13 protein-coding genes and 1 tRNA gene are annotated in these 14715 nt (G+C 71.2%); 9 read left to right on the plus strand and 5 right to left on the minus strand.

Annotated features, from left to right (window positions below):
- Nucleotides 1-65: 65 nt before the first annotated feature.
- Together polA and CRP50_RS17640 are read right to left on the minus strand one after the other, a co-directional pair.
- Entirely contained in the window at nt 66-2852 is a 2787-nt protein-coding gene (polA, locus tag CRP50_RS17635) for a DNA polymerase I (RefSeq protein WP_097280504.1), read from the minus strand.
- A 145-nt stretch (nt 2853-2997) separates the two neighbouring features.
- Nucleotides 2998-3192 (minus strand): zinc-finger domain-containing protein, encoded by a 195-nt coding sequence (locus CRP50_RS17640; RefSeq protein WP_097280505.1) that lies wholly within the window; start codon nt 3190-3192, stop codon nt 2998-3000.
- A gap of 180 nt (nt 3193-3372) precedes the next feature.
- Here CRP50_RS17640 and CRP50_RS17645 point away from each other — a divergent pair, with 180 nt between their 5' ends.
- The 6 genes from CRP50_RS17645 (at nt 3373) to CRP50_RS17670 (ending at nt 7512) form a co-directional block, all read left to right on the plus strand.
- A complete protein-coding gene (locus CRP50_RS17645; protein ID WP_097280506.1) occupies nt 3373-4377 on the plus strand; it encodes an ABC transporter ATP-binding protein in 1005 nt (334 codons plus the stop codon).
- The gene (locus CRP50_RS17650; RefSeq protein WP_097280507.1) at nt 4374-5396 is read left to right on the plus strand and encodes an alpha/beta hydrolase; all 1023 of its coding nucleotides are present in this window, start codon (nt 4374-4376) and stop codon (nt 5394-5396) included. Before CRP50_RS17645 ends, CRP50_RS17650 begins: the two co-directional genes overlap by 4 nt.
- A 168-nt stretch (nt 5397-5564) precedes the next feature.
- Entirely contained in the window at nt 5565-6539 is a 975-nt protein-coding gene (locus CRP50_RS17655) for a TerC family protein (protein WP_176525244.1), read from the plus strand.
- A 107-nt stretch (nt 6540-6646) separates the two neighbouring features.
- A tRNA-Arg gene (locus CRP50_RS17660) sits at nt 6647-6723 on the plus strand.
- A 160-nt stretch (nt 6724-6883) separates the two neighbouring features.
- On the plus strand, nt 6884-7222 hold the full coding sequence (locus tag CRP50_RS17665; protein ID WP_097280662.1) for a type II toxin-antitoxin system RelE/ParE family toxin: 339 nt from the start codon (nt 6884-6886) through the stop codon (nt 7220-7222).
- A complete protein-coding gene (locus CRP50_RS17670; RefSeq protein WP_097280509.1) occupies nt 7219-7512 on the plus strand; it encodes a helix-turn-helix domain-containing protein in 294 nt (97 codons plus the stop codon). The genes CRP50_RS17665 and CRP50_RS17670 overlap by 4 nt, the downstream gene beginning before the upstream one ends.
- A gap of 4 nt (nt 7513-7516) precedes the next feature.
- Here CRP50_RS17670 and CRP50_RS17675 read toward each other — a convergent pair whose 3' ends face one another.
- On the minus strand, nt 7517-8527 hold the full coding sequence (locus tag CRP50_RS17675) for an NAD-dependent epimerase (protein ID WP_097280663.1): 1011 nt from the start codon (nt 8525-8527) through the stop codon (nt 7517-7519).
- Between the two features lie 148 nt (nt 8528-8675).
- Here CRP50_RS17675 and CRP50_RS17680 point away from each other — a divergent pair, with 148 nt between their 5' ends.
- Complete coding sequence (locus CRP50_RS17680; RefSeq protein ID WP_097280510.1) at nt 8676-9665, plus strand: NAD(P)H-dependent glycerol-3-phosphate dehydrogenase; 990 nt, start codon at nt 8676-8678, stop codon at nt 9663-9665.
- Between the two features lie 335 nt (nt 9666-10000).
- On the opposite strand, the gene nth is transcribed toward CRP50_RS17680, so the two are convergent.
- Nucleotides 10001-10654: an endonuclease III gene (gene nth / locus CRP50_RS17685; RefSeq protein WP_097280511.1), complete on the minus strand. Its 654-nt coding sequence runs from the start codon at nt 10652-10654 to the stop codon at nt 10001-10003.
- 114 nt (nt 10655-10768) lie between these two features.
- On the opposite strand from nth, the gene CRP50_RS17690 reads away from it, so the two are divergent.
- Nucleotides 10769-12106 (plus strand): adenylate/guanylate cyclase domain-containing protein, encoded by a 1338-nt coding sequence (locus tag CRP50_RS17690; RefSeq protein WP_097280512.1) that lies wholly within the window; start codon nt 10769-10771, stop codon nt 12104-12106.
- On the opposite strand, the gene CRP50_RS17695 is transcribed toward CRP50_RS17690, so the two are convergent.
- Nucleotides 12078-13514, minus strand: a complete 1437-nt coding sequence (locus CRP50_RS17695) for a DUF4139 domain-containing protein (protein ID WP_097280513.1) — start codon at nt 13512-13514, stop codon at nt 12078-12080. The genes CRP50_RS17690 and CRP50_RS17695 overlap by 29 nt on opposite strands.
- Before the next feature lie 90 nt (nt 13515-13604).
- On the opposite strand from CRP50_RS17695, the gene CRP50_RS17700 reads away from it, so the two are divergent.
- The gene (locus CRP50_RS17700) at nt 13605-14642 is read left to right on the plus strand and encodes a DNA recombination protein RmuC (protein WP_097280514.1); all 1038 of its coding nucleotides are present in this window, start codon (nt 13605-13607) and stop codon (nt 14640-14642) included.
- Nucleotides 14643-14715 lie beyond the last annotated feature (73 nt).

Genomic DNA, 14715 nt, shown 5'->3' on the forward strand with positions numbered 1-14715 from the left:
GCCAGGAGCAACTTCCTGAACGAGGGGAGCACGAGGGGAGGCCGTTGCCTCCCCTCGTTTTCTTTTCAGTGCGCTTCCGCCCAGGTGTCGGCGATGCCGGCGTCCACGTCCAGCGGCACCGACAGGGTCGCGGCTTCCTGCATCACTCGCTTGATGACCGGCACCGCCGCCTCCGCCTCGTCGACCGGGGCCTCGAAGATCAGTTCGTCGTGGACCTGCAGCAGCATGGTCGTCTTCAGGCCGGCGTCGGTCAGCGCCAGCGGCAGGCGGCGCATGGCGGTCTTGATGATGTCGGCCGCGCCGCCCTGGATGGGGGCGTTGATGGCGGCGCGCTCGGCGAAGGCCCGCATGTTCGGGTTGCGGTCGTTGATGCCGGGCGTGTAGCACTTGCGGCCCATGAAGGTGGTGACGAAGCCCTGGCGCTTGGCCTCGGCCTTGGTCGCTTCCATGTAGTCGCGGATTTCCGGGAAGCGGGCGAAGTAAGCGTCGATGTAGGCCTTGGCCTCGCCGCGGTCGATGCCGAGCTGGGCCGCCAGCCCGAAGGCCGAGATGCCGTAGATGATGCCGAAGTTGATGGCCTTGGCGCGGCGGCGGATCATGGGGTCCATGCCCTCCACCGGCACGCCGAACATCTCGCTCGCGGTGATGGCGTGGATGTCCTGCCCCTCGTGGAAGGCGCGCTTGAGGGCGGCGATATCGGCGACGTGCGCCACCAGCCGCAGCTCGATCTGCGAATAGTCGGCCGACACCAGCTTGCAGCCCTCGGCGGCGACGAAGGCGCGGCGGATCTTGCGCCCTTCTTCCGTGCGGATGGGGATGTTCTGCAGGTTGGGGTCCTGCGACGACAGGCGCCCGGTGGACGCCACCGTCTGCGAGTACGACGTATGCACCCGCCCGGTGCGCGGGCTGATCTGGCCGACCAGGCTGTCGGCATAGGTGCTCTTCAGCTTCTGCACCTGGCGCCAGTCGAGCACGCGGGCCGGCAGGTCGTGGCCTTGCGCCGCCAGCTGTTCCAGGATGTCGGCGCTGGTGGAATAGGCGCCGGTCTTGCTCTTCTTGCCGCCCTGCAGGCCCATCTTGTCGAACAGGATCTCGCCCAGCTGCTTGGGCGAGCCGGGGTTGAAGGTCTCGCCGGCGAGCGCGTGGATCTGCACCTCCAGCTCCGCCATGCGGGCACCCAGGTCGTCGGACAGACGGCGCAGTTCCACCGCATCGACCTTGACGCCGGCCGCTTCCATGTCGGCCAGCACGCGCACCTGCGGCCGGTCGAGCCCCTCGTAGACGCCCATCATGTGCTCTTCCACCAGCCGGCGGCGGAACAGGGCGTGCAGGCGCAGCGTGATGTCGGCGTCTTCGGCGGCGTAGGCGCAGGCCTTGTCGAGCGGCACGCGGTCGAAGGTGATCTGCGCCTTGCCCTTGCCGCACAGGTCGGTGAACGAGATGCAGGTGTGGCCCAGGTGGCGCTTGGCCAGTTCGTCCATGCCGTGGCCGGTGGTGGTGCCGTCGAGCACGTAGGACATGACGATGGTGTCGTCGATGGGGTCGACGCGCACGCCTTCGCGGGCCAGCACGTGCATGTCGTACTTGATGTTGTGGCCGATCTTCAGCACCGCCGGGCTTTCCAGCAGGGGCTTCAGGCGGGCGATCGCCTCGGCGAGGTCGATCTGCTGCGGGCGCTGTGCCGGTTTGGCGGCGACGCCGCCGAGCAGGTCGCCCTGGGCGCTCTCCGGCTCCGGCGCGGCATCGGGATCGACGTGGCGCAGGGGGATGTAGCAGGCCTTCCCGGGCGCGATGGCCAGCGACACGCCGACCAGCGCGCATTCGTGGCAGTCGAGCCCGTCGGTTTCCGTGTCGACGGCGACGAAGCCCTGCGCCGTGGCGGCCTCGACCCACCGTTCCAGGTCCGCAACGGTCTGGATCAGCTCGTAGGTCACCTCGGCCGGCACCGGCACGGCGGTGCCCCCGGCGGCGGCGGGCGGGGCTTCGCCAGCGTCGGCCAGCTTGGCCTGCATGCGGGTCAGGATGGAGGTGAAGCCGTTGTCTTTCAGGAAGGCCGCCAGCTTGTCGGCGTCGGGCTTCTTCACGGCGAAGGTGTCGAGCGGCACCTCCACCTCGCAGTCGTCGCGCAGCAGCACGAGGCGGCGCGAGACGCGGGCGGCCTCGGCGTGCTCCAGCAGGTTCTGGCGGCGCTTGGGCTGCTTGATCTCGCCGGCGCGGGCGAGCAGCGACTCCAGGTCGCCGTATTCGGCGATGAGCTGGGCGGCGGTCTTCACGCCGATGCCGGGCACGCCGGGCACGTTGTCGGTGGGGTCGCCGGCCAGGGCCTGCACGTCGACCACCTTCTCGGGCGGCACGCCGAACTTCTCCACCACCTCCTCGCCGCCGATCACCTTGTTCTTCATGGCGTCGAACAGGGTGACCTCGCCGTCGCGCACCAGCTGCATGAGGTCCTTGTCCGACGACACGATGGTCACCTTGGCGCCGGCCTCCCGCGCCAGCCGGGCATAGGTGGCGATCAGGTCGTCGGCCTCGAAGCCGTCCATCTCGACGCACGGCAGGTCGAAGGCGCGCACCGCCTCGCGGATCAGGGCGAACTGCGGGATCAGGTCGTCGGGCGGCGGCGGCCGGTGGGCCTTGTACTCGGGGTAGAAGTCGTTGCGGAAGGTCTGGCGGGCCGTGTCGAACACCACCGCGATGTGGTCGGCGTCGGTGTCGGCGACCAGCTTCATCAGCATCTGCGTGAAGCCGTAGACGGCGTTCACCGGCACGCCGTCGGGCCGCGTCATGGGCGGCAGGGCGTGGAAGGCGCGGAAGATGAAGCCCGATCCGTCGACCAGGAAGACGTGTTTCATGGCGCTCGCCCTTCTCGCGGAACCGCCGGACGCGGCACGGGGGACAGGGCGGGACCGAAAGAGGCGGCGGGGCCGCGCCCCGGCCCCACCCAAAGAAGCGGCGGGACCGTCACCGGCCCCGCTGGGGGGATATGACGAAGAGGCCTCAGTGCTGGACGGCGGCGGCGGTCACGCCCGCGTCCAGCACGAAGCGGCGGCTGCAGTACGGGCACACGACGTCGCGGGTGGCCGGGTCGATGTGCAGCCACACGCGCGGGTGCCCGCCGGAAGCGCCGGTGCCGTCGCAGGCGACGTCGTTGGTGGTCACCGCGACGGTGTCGATCAGGTCCTTCTGCGTCATTGCCTCTGTCTCTCTGTGCCCTGGCGGCCGCCGCTGCCGAACGGTCGGCCGGTGCGAAAACGATGCCGGATGATGCCCCGACGCCCGCTCGCGATCAATGGGGGACTCGACCGCCGGCCCCGACCGGACCATATAGGGACGGCCCGCCCGTTTCCCATCCCCGCCTGAACGTCCGAGACCATGCCCCGCGACCTGCCGCCCGACGCCCTGCCCGCCCCCGACAACGCCATCGAGATCGACGGCCTGACCAAGACCTACCGCGGGCGGTTCGGCCAGAAGGAGAAGCGCGCCCTGAAAGGGGTGTCGCTCAGCGTGCCGCGCGGGTCGTTCTTCGGGCTGCTCGGCCCCAACGGCGCCGGCAAGTCGACGCTCATCAACATCATGGCCGGGCTGGTGACCAAGACCGCCGGCACCGTGCGCATCTGGGGCGCCGACATCGACCGCGACGAGCGCGGCGCCCGCCTTGCCATCGGGGTGGTGCCGCAGGAGCTGAACCTCGACCCCTTCTTCACCCCGCGCGAATTGCTGGAAGTGCAGGCCGGCCTCTACGGCGTGCCCAAGGCCGAGCGCCGCACCGACGAGATCCTGGCGCTGGTGGGCCTGTCCGACAAGGCCGACGCCTATGCCCGCACGCTCTCGGGCGGCATGCGCCGCCGCCTGCTGGTCGCCAAGGCCATGGTGCACGCCCCGCCCATCCTGGTGCTCGACGAGCCGACGGCCGGCGTCGACATCGAGCTGCGCCAGCAGCTGTGGGAGCAGGTGAAGGAGCTGAACCGCCGCGGCACCACCATCCTGCTCACCACCCATTACCTGGAAGAAGCGCAGGAGCTGTGCGACCGCATCGCCATCATCAACCACGGCGACGTGGTGGCCTGCGAGCCCAAGGACACCCTGCTCAAGCGCCTCGACAACAAGGCCCTGCACGTCACCGTGCGCGAGGCCCTGACGGCGGTGCCGCCGGCGCTGGCCGCCCTGGCGCCGGAACTGGTGGAGCCGCGCAAGCTGGTGTTCCGCTTCAAGCCGTCGGAGACGGTGATGGGCGAGATCCTGGAGGCGCTGCGCCGCGCCGAGTTGTCGGTGGTCGACCTGTCGACGGAAGAGGCCGACCTGGAGGACATCTTCCTCCAGCTCACCAGCAGCGCCGCCGCCGCCGGCGGCACCAGCAAGGACGCGGCCCGCGCATGAGGCCGACGGCGACGGCGGCGCTGCGGCGGCTGGCCGTCGCGGCCCTGGGGTTGACGCTGGCCGCCTGCACCCCCCGCCTGCTCGATCCCGGCCCCCTGGCCGCCCGACCGGCGCCGCCGGTGCTGACCGACGAGGCCTTCCTCACCCCCGACGGCACCGCCCTGCCGCTGCGGCGGTGGGAGCCGGCGGGCGCGCCGCACGCCGTGGTGCTGGCCGTGCACGGCTTCAACGACCATTCCCGCTCCTTCGAGGGCTTCGGCGAGGCGCTCGCCAACCTGGGCTTCGCCGTCTGGGCCTATGATCAGCGCGGCTTCGGGCAGGCACCGGGGCGCGGCCTGTGGCCGGGGACGGAGACGCTGGCGGCCGACGTCACCGCGGCGGCGCGGGCGGTGAAGGCCCGCTACCCCGGGCTGCCGCTGACCTTGCTGGGCGAGAGCATGGGCGGCGCCGTCGTCATCGCCGCCGCCACCTCCGCCGATCCGCCGCCGGCCGACCGCATCGTGCTCAGCGCGCCGGCGGTGTGGGCGCGCGAGACCATGCCGCTGCTCTACCGCGTCACCCTGGCGGTGGCGAGCCATACGGTGCCGTGGCTGACGCTGTCGGGCCGCGGCCTCGGCTTCATGCCGTCGGACAACATCGCGATGCTGCGCGAACTGGCGCGCGACCCCCACGTCATCCGCGACACCCGCGTCGACACCATCAAGGGCCTGGTGGACCTCATGGACCTCGCCTACGAAAAGGTGCACGCGGTGCCGGGGCCGGTGCTCTACCTCTACGGCGAGAAGGACGAGATCGTGCCGCCGGAGCCGACGGCGGCCGCCGTCGCCGGCCTGCCCGACCGCGGCGGGCGGGTGCGCGTGGTGTGGTACGACGACGGCTGGCACATGCTGCTGCGCGACCTGCAGGCCGAAACGGTCTATGCCGACGTCGCCGCCTGGATCGATCACCCCGCCCTGCCCCTGCCCTCGGGCGAGGAGCTGGGACCGGGCGAGGCGATGGTCGTGCAAGTTTCCCCTTGAATTGCGCCAGCGGTTCGCCATCTTCCGTTCATTCTCGGGTCCGGGCCCCTCTGGCGACGACGGCGGTCGTCGTGATGTCGGATCTTCGTCCGTCATGGCGCTCACGCGGCGCATCTGACAGCCGGAGGTTCCTCCTTGGAACTCCTCGATCTTTTGTTTGCGCCCGTGATGGGGAAACCCGCCTGGGCGTGGCTGGCGTTCGCCGGCATCGTGGTCACCCTGCTCGTCCTCGACCTGGGCGTCCTGCACCGCAAGGCCCACGTCATTTCGATCCCGGAAAGTTTGCGCCTCTCCGCCTTCTACGTCTTCGTCGCCCTGCTCTACGGCGGCTGGGTGTGGTGGTACATGGGCGAGACGGCGGGCATGACCTACCTGACCGCCTATTTCGTCGAGAAGAGCCTGTCGCTCGACAACGTCTTCGTCATCTCGCTGGTCTTCACCTACTTCGCGGTGCCCCGCGAGTACCAGCACCGGGTGCTGTTCTGGGGCATCCTCGGCGTGATCGTCCTGCGCGGCATCATGATCGGCCTGGGCGCGGCGCTGGTGACCGAGTTCCACTGGGTGCTCTACATCTTCGGCGCCTTCCTGGTGTTCACCGGCCTGAAGATGCTGTTCGCCAAGGGCGAGGACGACGCGCCCGACCTGTCGCAGAACAAGATGATCGGTTTCCTGCGCCGTCGCATGCGCGTCACCGACACGCTGCACGGCGAGCGCTTCTGGGTGAAGCAGCCCGACCCCAAGTCCGGCAAGGCCGTGTGGTGGGCGACGCCGCTGTTCCTGGCGCTGGTCGTCGTCGAGGTGTCGGACCTGATCTTCGCGGTCGACAGCGTGCCGGCGGTGTTCGCCATCACCACCGACCCGTTCATCGTCTATACCAGCAACATCTTCGCCATCCTCGGCCTGCGCGCCCTGTACTTCGCGCTGGCCGCCATGGTTCACCGCTTCGCTTACCTGAAGTACGCCCTGGCGGCGGTGCTGATCTTCATCGGCTCGAAGATCTTCTACGCCGACTTCTTCGGCAAGATGCCGGCGGCGGTGTCGCTGGGCGTGACCTTCGGCCTGCTGGCGGCGGGCGTCATCGTCTCGCTGCTGAAGACCCCGCGCGAGGCCCCCGCCGAGCCGGCGACGGAAGACGCGCGCTGACCTGTGCGGCGACGGCCGGCCCCGCCTCCGGGCGCGGCGGGCCGTCGTCTTTTTCCTGGTTGGCAAAGGCGTTCCGGGCAGGTATGGTCCCACCCTGCACCTCCGCTGGACCCGTAGCTCAGCTGGATAGAGTGTCGCCCTCCGAAGGCGAAGGTCGCGCGTTCGAATCGCGCCGGGTCCGCCAGATTCACGAAAACCCCCGCCGGTGACGGCGGGGGTTTTTCATTGCGGCCTGACTGAGGATGCATATCATCAACCCACTGCACGTCCGGCGTGTGCGCATTCGGACGCCCCTCCCCTTGCGCATCATGACCCAGAGGGTTACGTTGAAGCCTGTCGCGCCCTTGATCACGATCGTCGAGACCCGCGCGTTCCTGCAGCGCGCCGCTGCTCTTTTGACGGATGACGAGCGCGAGGACCTGAAGGCGATGCTGGCGGCCGATCCCGAATGCGGCGTCGTCATCCGGGGAACCGGCGGGCTCCGAAAGGTTCGCTTGGCCGTTCAGGGACGCGGCAAGAGTGGCGGCGCCAGGACGATATACTACTACCGAAACGAGACGATGCCGCTGTTTCTGCTGTCCATCTTCGCCAAGAACGAGAAGGACGACTTGTCCCAGGCCGAGCGCCACCAGTTGGCCGACTTTGTGGAACGCCTTGTCGATCAGTACCGGAGACTATCATGAGCCGCGCATTCGACGGACTCCGCGAAGGGCTGGAAGACGCCCTCGCCTACGCCAAAGGCGAACCGGGCCGCGCCGTGGCGAGCCAGGTTGCCGCCGATCGCGTGGACGTGGCGGCGATCCGAGTCGCCATGGGCCTCAGCCAGCCGGCCTTCGCCAAGACCTTCGCCGTCTCGCTCTCCACCGTTCGCAAGTGGGAGCAAGGCCAGCGCGTGCCGAGCGGGCCGGCGCGCGTGCTGCTGCGGGTGATGGAGCGCGATCCTCAGGCGGTGCGCCGGGCCCTCGAAGGCTGAGCCCTCACACCCCGTAATACTCCCGGTACCACTCCACGAAGCGCCGCACGCCGACGTCGATGCCGACCTGCGGCCGGTAGCCGGTGGCGGCCTCGAGTGCGCCGGTGTCGGCCCAGGTGGCGGCCACGTCGCCCGGCTGCATGGGCCTGAAGCGGATGTCCGCCTTGCGGCCGAGGGCGTCTTCCAGGGTGCGCAGGTAGTCCATCAGCGCCTGCGGCTCGCCGCGGCCGATGTTGTAGAGGCGGTAGGGGGCGATGCCGCTGGTGCCGACCGCCGGCGCCGCCGGGTCCCACGCCGGGTCGGGCGTCGCCGGCACGTCGGCGATGCGCACGATGCCCTCGACGATGTCGTCGACGTAGGTGAAGTCGCGGCTCATCTCGCCGTTGTTGTAGACGTCGATGGGCTCACCGGCCAGGATCGCCTTGGCCCACTTGAACAGCGCCATGTCCGGCCGGCCCCACGGCCCGTAGACGGTGAAGAACCGCAGGCCGGTGCACGGCAGGCCGAACAGGTGGGCGTAGGAGTGGGCCATCACCTCGTTCGCCTTCTTGGTGGCGGCGTAGAGGCTCATCTGGTGGGCCGTGCTCTGGCTTTCGTGGAACGGCATGGCCGCGTTGGCGCCGAACACCGAGCTGGTGGAGGCATAGACCAGATGCCCGGTGCCGGCCCGCTTGCAGGCCTCCAGCACGTTGACGAAGCCGACCAGGTTGGAATCCACGTAGGCGAAGGGGTTCTCGACGCTGTAGCGCACGCCGGCCTGGGCCGCCAGATGGATCACCGTGGCGAAGCGGTGCTGCTCGAACAGGGCGAGCACGCCGTCGCGGTCGGCGACGTCCAGCCGCGCCTCGGTGAAGCCGGGGTCCTGCTTCAGCAGGGCGAGGCGCGCTTCCTTCAGGCGCGGGTCGTAGTAGTCGTTCACCACGTCGAGCCCGACCACGGTCTCGCCGCGGGCGAGCAGGCGGCGGGCGGTGTGGAAGCCGATGAAGCCGGCGGTGCCGGTGACCAGAATGGGCATGCGCATCCGTCCTTGTGAGGTCTTCCTGTTCTGCCCGAGCGGTCCCGCCAAGGCAAGACCCGCCACCCGGATGCCTTGCGGCCTAGGCCGGGAGGCCGTAAACCCTGTCCCCACGAGGCACCTCGAAGGAAAGCGGGAGAACACCCCCATGCAGCGTATCGGCGTGATCGGAGGCGGCGCCTGGGGCACGGCGCTGGCGCAGACCCTGCGGCGGGCAGGCCGCGACGTCGTGGTGTGGGCGCGCGAGCCGGCGGTGGTGGAGGCCATCAACCGCCGCCACGAGAACCCGGACTACCTGCCGGGCGTCGCGCTGGACCCCAAGATCCACGCCACCGCCGAGCCGACCGACGCGCTGGCCGCCGACGCCGTGCTGCTGGTCGCCCCGGCGCAGCACCTGCGCGGCGTCTGCGCCCTGCTGGCGCCGCGCTGGCCGACCGGCGTGCCGGCGGTGATCTGTGCCAAGGGGATCGAGCAGGACAGCGGCCTCCTCATGCACGAGGCGGTGGAGGAGGTGCTGCCGGCCGACGTGCCCGTCGCGGTGCTGTCCGGCCCCACCTTCGCGGCGGAGGTGGTGCGCGGCCTGCCGACGGCGGTCACGCTCGCCTGCGACGACGAATGGCAGGGCCGCGCGCTGGTGGAGGCCATCGGCACCGCCACCTTCCGCCCCTACTGGACCGCCGACCGCATCGGCGCGGAGATCGGCGGCGCCGTGAAGAACGTCATGGCCATCGCCAGCGGCATCGTCGAGGGCCGGCGCCTGGGCGACAACGCCCGCGCCGCCCTGCTCACCCGCGGCCTGGCGGAAATCAGCCGCCTCGCCGTCGCCAAGGGCGGTCGGCCGGAAACGCTCATGGGCCTGTCGGGCCTCGGCGACCTCATGCTCACCGCATCGTCGTTGCAGAGCCGGAACTACTCCCTGGGCTTCGCGCTCGGCGAGGGCAAGCCGCTGGCCGACATCCTCGCCGGCCGCAAGGCGGTGACGGAGGGCGTGCACACCGCCTCGGCCGTGGTCGCCCTGGCGCAGCGGCTCGGCGTCGACATGCCGATCTGCGCCGCGGTGGACGCGGTGCTGAACCATGGTGCCGCGCTGGAACCGACCATCCAGGCCCTGCTCGCCCGGCCGTTCAAGGCGGAGTGACGGGGGGGGCGCCGTTCACGCCGGATACGCAAGGCCGACCCGGTCCTCCACGGGCGTCTCCGACGGCAGGCGCGGGCGCCGCCCTCCACGGCGAATGCCGTGCACGCCGTGGATGCCCGGCTCGGAGGCCGGGCATGACAACCTATTGAAATATCGCCATAAATTGTCATGGCCGGGCTCGACCCGGCCATCCACGGCGCCACGGCCGGCGGACGGGAGCGCCGCCCTCACGGCAGATGCCGTGCATGCCCGGCTCGGAGGCCGGGCATGACACATGGTTGATATTTCACGCCAAACCATCAAAAGCGGCCGCCGCCCGGCCCCTCGTCGCGCCCCTACCCCTTCCCCTCCGCCGGCGGCGGGGTTTTCGGCTTGAAGGCGCACAGGTCGGCGATGGGGCAGCGCCAGCAGTCGGGCTTGCGGGCCTTGCAGATGTAGCGGCCGTGCAGGATCAGCCAGTGGTGGGCGTGCAGCTTGTAGTCGGGCGGCGTCACCCGCTCCAGCACCTCCTCCACCTGCGCCGGCGTCTTGCCGGGGGCGAGGCCGGTGCGGTTGCCGACGCGGAAGATGTGGGTGTCGACGGCGATGAAGGGCTGCCCGAAGGCGATGTTCAGCACCACGTTGGCGGTCTTCCGCCCCACCCCGGGCAGCGTCTCCAGGTAGTCGCGGTCGGCCGGCACCTCGCCGCCCGTCTCGGCCAGCAGCTTGCGCGACAGGGCGATGACGTTCTTCGCCTTGGTGCGGTAGAGGCCGATGGTCTTGATGTACTCGGTCAGCCCCTCCTCGCCCAGCGCCGCCATCTTCTCGGCGGTGTCGGCGACCTGGAACAGCGGCCCGGTGGCCTTGTTCACCCCCTTGTCGGTGGCCTGCGCCGACAGCGCCACGGCAACCAGCAGGGTGAAGGGATTGACGTAGTGCAGCTCGCCCTTCGGCTCGGGGTCGAGGGCGTGCAGGCGGGCGTAGAGTTCGGCGATCTTCTTGCGGGTCATGGCGCAAGAGAGTACCCACCCCGGCGCCCGCCGCAAGGCCGACGTTCAGCCTCCGTTAAGGTCTATTCCCACATGGTCCGAAGGGTGACGACACCGGAAGGACCATCCGCCGCCATGCCCGATGCCGCCCTGTTGCCCGTGGACGCCCCCTTTCCGCTGCGACGCCGGTTCCGCCGGCGCATTCTGCCGGGGCTGCTGGTCTTCGTGCTGATGCTGGCCGTGCTGGCGGCCTTCGGCGGGCGGCGCCTGGTGGAGGGCATCTACCTCGACCTCGCCCAGGCCCGCGCCGAGTCCATCGCCGCCCTCATCCAGCGCGAGGCGCCGGAGGGCTGGAGCGCCCTGATCCGGGGCCACGAGCCGCCGGCCGTCGTGTGGGCCGGTCCGCACGCCGAAGCCCTGCGCGGCGCCTTCGCCGAGGCCCTGTCCGACGGTCGACTCGCCCGCCTGAAGGTCTACCGCCCCGACCGCACCACCGTCTTCAGCACCGACGGCGACGAGATCGGCGCGGTGGACGACGGCGATGCCTTGAAGGCCCTGGTGGCGGAGGGCCGGCCCCAGGTGGTCGACAAGCCCGATCCGGACGGACCGCTCTACGAACTCTATGTCGCCCACCGCGATGCCGGCGGGGCGGTGGTGGCCGTGTTCGAGTTGTACGAGCGGCAGGTGTTCCTCGACGCCATCCTGCTGCGCACCCTGGCGCCGGCGGTGGCGGTGCCGGTGGGGCTGCTGGCGGGGCTGGTGTGGCTGCTCGCCCGCCTGGTCGGCCGCGCCCAGGCCGACATCGACGGCCGCACGGCGCGTCTGGTGGACCTGCGGCGCCGCCTGGAAACCTTCGTGTCGCGCTCCGCCGTGCAGGCCACCCGCAGCGGCGGCGGCGCGGCCGAGGGCCGGCGCCTGGTCATGACGCTGCTGTACAGCGACGTGCGCGATTTCTCGGGCTTCGCCGAACTGGCGACGCCGGAGGCGGTGGTGGCCTTCCTCAACCACCTCATGAGCCTGCAGGTGGCGGCGGTGCAGGACCACGGCGGCGACGTCGACAAGATGATCGGCGACGCCCTGCTCGCCCGCTTCGACGGCCCCGGCGCCGAGGCCCGTGCCGTGGCGGCGGCGGAAGACCTGCTGGCGGCGGTGGCGGCGGCCGGCCTGCCGCGCGGCGTCGGCGTCGGGGTGTTCACCGGCGCCGTCGTCTCGGGCGCCATCGGCCCGGCGGAGCGGCGCGACTACACCGTCATCGGCGACGCCGTGAACGTCGCCGCCCGCCTGTGCACCCTGGCGGCGGCCGGCGAGCTGGTGGCCGACGCCGCCACCCTGGCGCGGGCCGGCATCGACGATGCGGCCTGGGCGCCGGTGCAGGCGGTGCCCGTGAAGGGGCGGCGCGAGCCGGTGCCGGTGCGCCGCCGCCAGGGCCGGGTGGTGGACAGCGTCAGTACTGAATGCGCGCCCGGTAGCTGAGCACCGCCTCGCCCTTGGCCGGCACCGTCACCCGCCACACGGCCTGATCGGAGCGCGCCTTTTCGGCGGGGGTGGAGGCCTCCAGGATCTCCCACTGGCCGGGCAGCGGCTCGGCGACGCGCACCGTCACCGCCTCGTCGCGGCCGTTGGTCAGGGTGATGCGGTGGGCGGTTTCGGTCACCCGGTCGGACAGGCGCTTGAAGTCGGTCTGCACGCGCTCCGCCGTCACGTCGAAGGCGCGGCCGAGGGTGACGTGCCCCTCGCGGCCCTCGCCCAGGTGATCGAGCCGGTCGGCCCCCACCAGTTGCAGCAGGCCGGCCGAATCCGGCGCGAAGACCCGCACCGTGCCGGCCGGCAGCGGCTTGCCGAGGCCCGAGGCCGTGTCGTTGGTGAAGGTCAGGCGGGTTTCCACATGCACCGGCGTGTCGCCCATCACCTGATTGAAGAACACGTGCGGCGGGCTTTCCAGGCGGTATTCGGTGGTCACCGGCACCGTCTGGGCCGACAGCAGGGCGTGCTGCACGGTGCGCCCGGCCGGCAGGTCGACCGGGCGGTCGAGGGTGTAGAGGTGGAAGGCCCCGATCTGCTCGCGCGCCGCGTCAGCCATGGGGGCGGCCGCCGGGGCGGCGGCGTATTCCATCATGCCGCCGCGGGCGGCCTTGGCCATCATCGGCGCATCGTCGACCCGCGCCACCTCGCCGGCCACCAGCTTGACGGCCGCGGCGGGGAAAGTCGTGCCGGTGTCGTTGTTCAGGGTCGCCATGGCCTGCAGGCTCAGGCTCTTGGCGTCCTCGCTCAGCGTCGCCGTGTAGTCCGCCTGCCAGCCGAGGCCGCCGGTGAGATAGGCGAGCGTCGCCGCCGGCGCCGTGGCCTCCGATCGCACCAGCCCGGTCCAGGCCGGATGCAGGCGCACGCCGGCCGGCAGGGCGTCGAACACCGGCGTGCCGGGGATGTCGGGGCGTACCTTGCCGTCGACCTCGAACAGCGGCGCCGGCGGCCCGGCGAGGACGCGGGCGCGCACGCTCTCGGTGGCGCCGGTCACCGGGTTGAGGCGCTCGAAGGTCACCTCCTGCCCGACGGCGGCGGCGAGCAGGGCGTCGGGCGTCGGCAGGCTGGTGTCGAGCGACTGCTGCACCACCTGCACCCCCGCCGCCCGCAGGCCGGCACCCGTGGGCTGCACCTCGCGCGGCAAGCCGGGGAACACGAGCCGCGCCTCGCCGGCCGGCAGGCTGACGCTGCGGCGGTCGGTCACCAGCGCCGAGCCGTGGTTGTAGATGGTGAGGCCGAGGGCGGTGCGGGCACCTTCCGCCGCCGTCACCTCGGGCACCGGATCGGCCGCCAGGACGGTCCCCGGTGCGGCGGCGAGCGCCAGGACCAGAACCGCGGCGACGGGGCGGGACGACGACATGGCGTTCTCCTTTTAGTCCAAATCGGTTGCGGGCGCTGCCGCTGTTCTGTAGACCATCAGGAAAGCATGGCGACAAGAGGGCGGTGACCCATGGACGCATCATCCTGGCTCGTGCCCGCGCTGCTGGTGGCGGTGGGGGTGTTGACGCTGCTCCTGCTGCTGCGCCGGGGCAGCGGCGTCGGCGGTGCGGCGGCGGGCGACCTCGGCGGCCGTCTGGCGCAGCTGGCCGACGCCCAGGCCCGCCTCGCCGACCAGCTGGGCGGCCGCCTGCAGGCGCAGGAACGGGCGCTGGCGGAGGTGCTGCAACGCTCCGGCGACCGCACGGCGGCGACCCTGACGGAAGTGCGCGAGCGCCTCGCCGTCATCGACCGGGCGCAGGCCACCATCACCGAGCTGTCGGCCCAGGTGGTGGGCTTGCAGGAGGTGCTGGGCAACAAGCAGGCGCGCGGCGCTTTCGGCGAGGTGCAATTGCACGACCTGATGACGGCCTGCCTGCCGCCCTCGGCTTACGGCTTCCAGGTGACGCTCGGCAACGGCCGCCGCGCCGACTGCCTGATCCGCCTGCCGGCGCCGCCCGGCCCCATCGTGGTCGACGCCAAGTTCCCGCTGGAAAGCTGGCACGCCCTGCGCGAGGCCCACGCCGCCGCCGACGAGCCGGCGCGGGTGGCGGCGACGCGCGCCTTCGCCGCCGCCGTCGGCAAGCACATCAAGGACATCGCCGAGCGCTATCTGGTCCCGGGGGAAACCGCTGACAGCGCCCTCATGTTCCTGCCGTCGGAAGCCATCTACGCCGAACTGCACGCCCGCTTCCCGCAGGTGGTGGAGGCCAGTTGGCGGGCCAAGGTGTGGATCGTCTCGCCGACCACGCTCATGGCTACGCTGAACACCGTGCGGGCGGTGCTGAAGGACGCCCGCATGCAGGAACAGGCGGCGCTGATCCAGGCCGAGGTACGGGCGCTGATGGACGACCTCGGGCGGCTCGACGACCGGGTGGGCAAGCTCGCACGCCACTTCGATCAGGCGGTGGAGGACGTGCGCCAGATCCGCACCTCGACGGACCGCGTGGCCCGCCGCGGCGACCGCATCCAGCGGCTGGAGTTCGGCGAGGAGCCGGAGGCGGCGGAGTAGGGGGGGCGTTAGGGCGCCGGCCCCACGGCAGATGCCGTGCACGCCGTGGATGCCCGGCTCGGTGGCCGGGCAT

The organism is Caenispirillum bisanense (assembly GCF_900230255.1).
GTDB lineage: Bacteria > Pseudomonadota > Alphaproteobacteria > Rhodospirillales > Rhodospirillaceae > Caenispirillum > Caenispirillum bisanense_A.

Coding starts and splice junctions, on each gene's coding strand:
- CRP50_RS17700 (WP_097280514.1), top strand. CDS start 13,605: ATGGACGCATCATCCTGGCTCGTGCCCGCGCTGCTGGTGGCGGTGGGG.
- CRP50_RS17670 (WP_097280509.1), top strand. CDS start 7,219: ATGAGCCGCGCATTCGACGGACTCCGCGAAGGGCTGGAAGACGCCCTC.
- CRP50_RS17655 (WP_176525244.1), top strand. CDS start 5,565: ATGGGGAAACCCGCCTGGGCGTGGCTGGCGTTCGCCGGCATCGTGGTC.
- CRP50_RS17640 (WP_097280505.1), bottom strand. CDS start 3,192: ATGACGCAGAAGGACCTGATCGACACCGTCGCGGTGACCACCAACGAC.
- CRP50_RS17695 (WP_097280513.1), bottom strand. CDS start 13,514: ATGTCGTCGTCCCGCCCCGTCGCCGCGGTTCTGGTCCTGGCGCTCGCC.
- CRP50_RS17650 (WP_097280507.1), top strand. CDS start 4,374: ATGAGGCCGACGGCGACGGCGGCGCTGCGGCGGCTGGCCGTCGCGGCC.
- polA (WP_097280504.1), bottom strand. CDS start 2,852: ATGAAACACGTCTTCCTGGTCGACGGATCGGGCTTCATCTTCCGCGCC.
- CRP50_RS17675 (WP_097280663.1), bottom strand. CDS start 8,527: ATGCCCATTCTGGTCACCGGCACCGCCGGCTTCATCGGCTTCCACACC.
- CRP50_RS17690 (WP_097280512.1), top strand. CDS start 10,769: ATGCCCGATGCCGCCCTGTTGCCCGTGGACGCCCCCTTTCCGCTGCGA.
- nth (WP_097280511.1), bottom strand. CDS start 10,654: ATGACCCGCAAGAAGATCGCCGAACTCTACGCCCGCCTGCACGCCCTC.
- CRP50_RS17680 (WP_097280510.1), top strand. CDS start 8,676: ATGCAGCGTATCGGCGTGATCGGAGGCGGCGCCTGGGGCACGGCGCTG.
- CRP50_RS17645 (WP_097280506.1), top strand. CDS start 3,373: ATGCCCCGCGACCTGCCGCCCGACGCCCTGCCCGCCCCCGACAACGCC.